At 56.2% G+C, this 6,298-nt stretch carries 5 protein-coding genes and 1 pseudogene; 4 read left to right on the top strand and 2 right to left on the bottom strand.

All coding sequences use genetic code 11. The annotated features are described in order from the left end of the window. Positions 1-289 precede the first annotated feature (289 nt). The 4 genes from FHR90_RS16765 (at position 290) to FHR90_RS16750 (ending at position 3,767) form a co-directional block, all read left to right on the top strand. Positions 290-748 carry a hypothetical protein gene (locus tag FHR90_RS16765; RefSeq protein WP_176623954.1) on the top strand — a complete coding sequence of 153 codons (459 nt, stop codon included), beginning with the start codon at positions 290-292 and terminating at the stop codon, positions 746-748. A gap of 119 nt (positions 749-867) precedes the next feature. Further along, entirely contained in the window at positions 868-1,521 is a 654-nt protein-coding gene (locus FHR90_RS16760; protein WP_176623952.1) for a hypothetical protein, read from the top strand. 26 nt (positions 1,522-1,547) lie between these two features. Continuing rightward, positions 1,548-2,732 carry an XRE family transcriptional regulator gene (locus tag FHR90_RS16755; protein ID WP_176623950.1) on the top strand — a complete coding sequence of 395 codons (1,185 nt, stop codon included), beginning with the start codon at positions 1,548-1,550 and terminating at the stop codon, positions 2,730-2,732. A gap of 156 nt (positions 2,733-2,888) precedes the next feature. Then, positions 2,889-3,767 (top strand): HindIII family type II restriction endonuclease, encoded by an 879-nt coding sequence (locus FHR90_RS16750; protein WP_176623947.1) that lies wholly within the window; start codon positions 2,889-2,891, stop codon positions 3,765-3,767. Here the strand turns inward: FHR90_RS16750 and FHR90_RS16745 are convergent. Continuing rightward, complete coding sequence (locus FHR90_RS16745) at positions 3,764-5,905, bottom strand: DUF1156 domain-containing protein (RefSeq protein WP_176623945.1); 2,142 nt, start codon at positions 5,903-5,905, stop codon at positions 3,764-3,766. The genes FHR90_RS16750 and FHR90_RS16745 overlap by 4 nt on opposite strands. A gap of 311 nt (positions 5,906-6,216) precedes the next feature. Then, positions 6,217-6,298 (bottom strand): annotated as a pseudogene (locus tag FHR90_RS16740) (IS5/IS1182 family transposase); the annotation flags it as partial.

Below are 6,298 nucleotides of genomic sequence, written 5' to 3'. Positions count from 1 at the left end.
ATCTCCTCGGGCTTGTGCTTCTTCGCTGGCATGCGTCGTCCCTTCCTTGGTCCAGACTGTCATAGTCGATGGACCACTCAGAAGGGGGCAGCTCACAGCGTAGAAGCCGGCAAGGCACCATGAGCAGTGTGGTTGCATTAAGCCTTAGCAAGCCTCAGTATGGCTCATGATGCCTCAGAGGCAACAAAAGCGGATGAGGTGTCATGAGGCATATTGTGAATAGCCTCTAGAAATGCCAAATGGCTTGCGTCACGATGCTCCGTGGCGTTGGAGCTATGAGGAGGTTGCTATGAAGGGATACATGTTCGAAGGTACGGCCCAAGAGGTCATCGAGGCGATGACCGCTCTGCAGGCTGCTTCAGGGGGTGAGGCTACGTCCGATGCCGTGGCGGCAGTCGCTCCGACCGTCGCCGAGGAAGGCGAGGAAAAGGAGTTCGTTTCGACTGAAGTGGCGCGGCGGGTTCTCAATCGCCGGCCGCTTTCGCGAGAGCAGCTAGGGGTTCTCAAGATGCTTCATGCCGCGTTCCCCCAGTGGGTTCCGGCAGGCAAGCTCCAGACAGCCATTTCCTACACTCCCGCTCAATTCGCGGGTCTGATGGGTGCATTCGGTCGCCGGTTCAGCCACACCGAAGGCTATGTCGCCAACACATGGTTGTTCGATGCCGAATGGGACTATGATGTGGGTGCCTATAACTATCGGCTGCCTGAGACGGTGAAGGCGGCGATGGACGCAGAAAAGCTCGCCTGATCGCTCCCGGACGCGGGACGCAGTTGAAGGGCTGGCGGACGCGCCGGCCCTTGGTCCACAAGAGGCTTGATAACGCAAAAAACATGTGCCAGTTTCCACTTAACGCAAGTGGGGTATGTATGGGTGAGTGCATTGATCGGCTGATCTCGGTCTATCCTCGCAATTTTGTCACGGAGCTGATCGAGGCGGCGGACACGGCTTTTGCCGAGGCCGATCGTCTGACCACTGCCTATGTTGAAAGCCCAGAGCGTAGCAACATGCTTGGCCAGCTTCGGCACGCCCGCCTTGAGGCAGGTATGCGTGGTGCCGCTGGCCGTAACGGCCTTCAGGTCGGCAGCCCTCATACGAACCCCAAGGGAGGCCGATACAGTGTCGCGACTGCGAACGGGATCACGTTGATCCGCGGCAACGTCCAAGCCCACCGTGGACCACCCCGAGCGACAAAATTTCGTAAGCAGGTTGCGGAGACTAACCGCTGGCTGAGCCCATTGCAGCCGGATTTCTATATGCCCGTGCCGACGCCGCGCAGCGATGCGCTGTGTGCCGTGTTGGTGGTAGCAGCGAACAAGAAGGGCGATCCAGCGATCCCGGGATGGATTGGGATCGGGTTTCCCCATCATGACCTTGGATCGTGGGCGGAAATCATGTCGCTCAACGATATTTTGTCGCTCTACCACGATGCAGATACCGGCCGTGGTGCTGCAACCGAGGCACCGGTCGAGATCAGGGACCGTGCGATCCCCATGCTTAAAAAGGGCAATCGCGAGGCCTGACGCCCGCGCTGCCGAGAGGACATTGAATGCGAAGTGGTGTGCCTGGGTTTTTCCCGGAGCGGCTCGTTGAAGCGCGGGCGGCGCGTGGCCTTACGCAGGTCGCGCTTGCCGATCTGAGCGGGCGGACCAGCTCCAGTATTTCCCGCTGGGAAGCGGGCGATCAGTTGCCTGAGATCGACGCGCTCCAGTCCGTCGCTCGTGGGTTGAACCTTCCTGTGTCATTTTTTCTAAATCCGCCTGCGGGTCACGGTGCTGCGCCGATGTTCGCGCGATCAATGGCGGCGGCGACAAAAGCTGTTCGTAGCCGCGTCGAGGCTCGGCTGCGTTGGGCGCAAGATATCTCCCTCACGCTTCAGGAATCCGTCGATCTTCCAGCGCCAACAGTCCCCCGAATTGGAGCGCAGGATTTTCGCGAGATACGGGACGACGATATCGAGCGTATGGCTGGGGAGTGCCGTAAGGCATGGGATTTGGGCATGGGGCCGATCTCCGATCTCCTTTTAGCAATGGAAAACGCCGGCATAATTGTCGTAAAAGAACGCGTTGATGCCGGAACAATGGATGGCTTGTCTAACTGGTCAGAAGCAGACAGCCGCCCTTACGTATTTCTTGCTACTGATAAGCAGACTTGCGCGCGATCTCGGCTAGATGCTGCTCATGAACTAGGACACCTAGTCCTGCATGGAGCCTTAACAGAGCGATCATTGTACGATGCGGCTGCTTTTAAGGAAATTGAGCGGCAGGCATTTTACTTTGCGGGCGCGTTCCTGCTACCTGCGGAAAGTTTTGGTGCCGAGGTATGGTCTCCCTCGTTGTCGGCGTTTTTGTCGTTGAAAGAGCGGTGGAAGACGTCGGTTGGCGCGATGATAATGCGCTGTTCTAATCTAGAAATTGTGGGAGACGAGTACAAACAGCGGCTGTTTAAGCATTATAGCACCAAGGGCTGGCGCAAGCGCGAACCTTTGGACGACGAACTGGTACCGGAATCTCCACGATTGCTAGGCAGATCCGTTCGCTTGCTATGCGACGAACGCGTGTACACGCGTTCTGAATTGCTTGATGCGGTACGACTACCGGCAAATGACGTTGAGTCGTTGTGTTCGCTGCCAGTCGGATACATGTCGAGCGAGGGATCGGTGTCGTCGCTCAAGCTACGGCCGGTAAGCGAGCGTGCTGGAAACGTAGTGCCCCTTCGCCCCAGCAACGATTAGCGCTTAGAGACAGTACCGTCCTTGACCTCAGGGACGGAACCGGCTGGTAGCTCAGCCACGGTTAGACTCTTATGGCATAGCCGCTCTAAGACGGCACGAGTGAGGCAGGCTGGGTCAACGATCCGGTCGAGGCGCCACGCGTGCTGGAGGGGCTGGATGCATTACAGGGACGTTTACAGCTTAATTTCTGATATTTGTGCGGACACGTCGACCGATTTCAAGGCCCGTGCTGCCATCCTTAGCGATGCTATAGCGACTCTCACGGATGACGATGTACTCAACCACATTGAGTACGGCGGCGTTATACCAGAGTCCTATGCTCACGACTCTAGCGAGGAGAAGATGTTTGCCAAGTACTGCGACATTCTTCTTGCGCGTGCTCTTACCCTTCTTGGCCTTAAGGCATCGGTTCTTGAGGAGCGGTCTGATGCTGCCGACGTAACAGGCTCCACCGACAAGTATGTGATCGTCGGCGACGCCAAAGCCTTTCGGCTCAGCAGAACTGCAAAGAACCAGAAGGACTTTAAGGTCGAGGCGTTGAATCAGTGGAAGAAGGGCGCGGATTACGCACTACTCGCTTGCCCGCTTTACCAGTACCCGACACGGACCAGCCAAATTTACGATCAGGCGATCCGCTACAACGTTGCCCTTCTCTCATTCACCCATTTGGGCTTTCTAATACGTTCCCGCCCCGCCGATCCCAACGCCCTGGCTTCTCTCTGGTCCATCTCAACGGGGCTGACATCCGGCAAAGACGCAATACCATATTGGAACGCGGTATCAAAGGAAGTTTGCCGAATTGCCGACAAAACAGTAGAGGAATGGGACAAGTATCTAGAGGCGAGTAAGCGGTTTACTCTTGAACAGGCCCAGGAGCAGAAGACATTCTGGGAAGCAGAAAAAGTCAGAATTTCTAAGTTCGACCATCATGAGGCCGTTGCTGCACTTATCAAAGCCCTTCGCATCGACAACAATATATCGCTTATATCGCGCACCATCTCCGATCTGGAGGAGATTACCAGCGAGATCGACTAGAGTGACTTTCGCTTTTGCAGTTTGAAGCTCTGATACCGCTCCTTGATAATGCCGGAGAGGCCATCAAGCACAAGCTCGTCATCATGCCCGATAACAGCCTTTGCGTTCGCCAGGTACGACGCCGCTCTTGAGAAAAGCGCGAGGCCGATATCCTCACTGGCCCAACCCGCGTTCTCTAGCGGAAGGCCGTAGGTTTCTAGATCGGTAACAACCCGCGCCCGTATGTCGGCAAGATTTGCCGGCGCCGGCGCGGATAGCTGCTTACGCGCGACAAGCACGACGCAGGTGTTGATCGCTTCCGAGGTCATTGCCCTGGGCCGCTGGCGACGCTCGATGCTTAGAGGTTCAACCGTGTCGATATGCAGGCCGCTGCTACGAAAGGCGCTTACAATCGCCAGCCACCCCCGAAGCGAGCTGTGGCTATACACAAACGATAGCACTCCATCGTCTGTTAAAACACGTGCCGCTTCGGACAGGGCGCGGCCAAGAGCCTCGCAGTACCAATCATGCGCGGCATCACTGCTTCCCTGCCGGATGCTAGACGCGACTAGCTCGTCGTCCTCATCGGTCCTCGTTGCAGCAAACGAATCTGGGAAAATTGGGGCGAGGGCAAGCCGCTTCCACGCATAGAAGAAGTCCGACAGGATGTTGTAGAACATGTTGTCATAGTACGGGGGATCGGTCACGATTGCGTCAAACGACGCACTTTCAAAAGGAAGCTCCTGCGCCCGCCCCTTTGAAACCGAAGGTAAATGATCGAACTTCGGAGTAGACTCGATCGCGCCAATAATCCGTGAGAGCTTGCTCCATAGATTTGCGGGGCCGTTTTCTAAACAGTCGGTTTCAACGTAATCCCAAAGCATCGACACGCCGGGACCGCAAAACGCTCTCCCGACCTGCTCGTTTTGCGAAATCCACATTGAAAGGCGACAATTCCAGTCAATGAACTGGTCTAATAGGCTGGATAACGCCGACGTTATGTAGTTAGCTACCTCATTAGAGTATAGCGCCCGAAGGTCCGCGTGCTGCTCACGGAGCGCTTTACACAATTCGAGATAAACCGCCGTCTGGCGCTTGTTGAACATATCGGCATGAGTGTTCATGCCGTAAATAGCTGGGTTTACGATACCTGACCACTTCGGGAGGGCCGTTGACGGAAGCTCCGTATCAAGTTCGGAAAGAAGGCCATCAATACGGGTTTGTAGTGCGGAATCGTCCAACGCCGGGGCAAGGCCTACCGAATAGGTCTTGCCGCCCTTCTTGTTAAGTATGCCTTTGGCGACAGAAACGTCGCGTAAGGCCGTGATAGAGGGCTTCTCTGCGGCAGAACACTTCGGACAGGCAGCCCCCGCACCCTTCGAGGCCCAGCGCGTGACCTTAGCTGGATCAGCACTCTCCGAAAGGACAACATCATCACCTGTTCGGGTCGGCTTGATAGAAATGCTTACGCTCTTACCCGAACGCTTAGCTAGCCAGGGGCGCCGAGACAGAAGATATTCATATCCACATGACCCACAAACATGTTGGTAGGTCCAGAAATACGCGAAAGTTACGCTACCATTAGCGCCTCTGCTCCTATCGAATAGATCGTCTGTCCGCGCCTTAACCGCCTCCAAAAGAGCATTGCCGGCGCGTTCTGCGATCGAAGCCAACTCTCCGCTCGTATGCGTTCGCAAGGCGAGCTGCGACATGACGAGGTTTGACGTCTGGATGAATACAGACAGGGCGTTGTAGTCGATGCTGTGCGAGCGCGCACCGAGAAGCGCAGCCTCAAACGGAATGGTCCCGCCGCCGCCAAACATGTCCAAGATGGCAGGCCCGTCCTGCCCCTGATAGTCGGCAGACAGTACAGCTTGAGCGTCTTTCAAGCCGTCCTCAACGCCCGCAGCCAACTTCGCCGCGATCTCCGAGTTAGCTTGCGAGAGATTTCTACACGCAGTCTCGAATATGAGTGACCGCATAGCACTATGAGGGCGCCTAGCCCACCAGACATGGAGCGTGTGCGAGGTGCGGCCTCGGCTGTAACGCTCAGCGAAACCTGCGATCGAGGCTTCAACGCCAAGTGTGCCTTGGTGGATAAGGCGGAAAGTATCTCCTTCCGGATCAGCCCACACCTTCATCGCTGCTGCTATCGACATGTGATGTGCAACTCCGGCCCACGCACCTCAAGGTGGTAGTTGGTAAGGGTCTCGGGCAATTGCCGCGTCCACTTATAGCCAATCGAAATCCTGCGGTGCGCCCAATCAACGCTCTTCTGCCCACGGTCGGAGCCTTGAAGATATACTCGGAAACTCTGCTGATCGGAGAGTAGCGCGCGAACTGCCTGATCCTGGTCCCTTTGCCAGATGACGTAGCCGTATTCCTTGGCGCGCTTTGTTATCGGAATAATCATCGGCACTCCTTAGATAAGAAACAAGCTTGTTTCAAGCTTGTTTCTTAGGGCTGGGACTCATAACCAGTAGCTGACGACGGCTGCGATGCAGACGGCTGCGTGGAAGTTGATGGCGAGACGATCGTATCGGGTAGCGATC

Source organism: Endobacter medicaginis, assembly GCF_014192375.1.
Taxonomy (GTDB): Bacteria; Pseudomonadota; Alphaproteobacteria; order Acetobacterales; family Acetobacteraceae; genus Endobacter; species Endobacter medicaginis.
The sequence above is the reverse complement of the archived record's forward strand: the minus strand, read 5'-3'. Positions and strand labels throughout refer to the sequence as shown.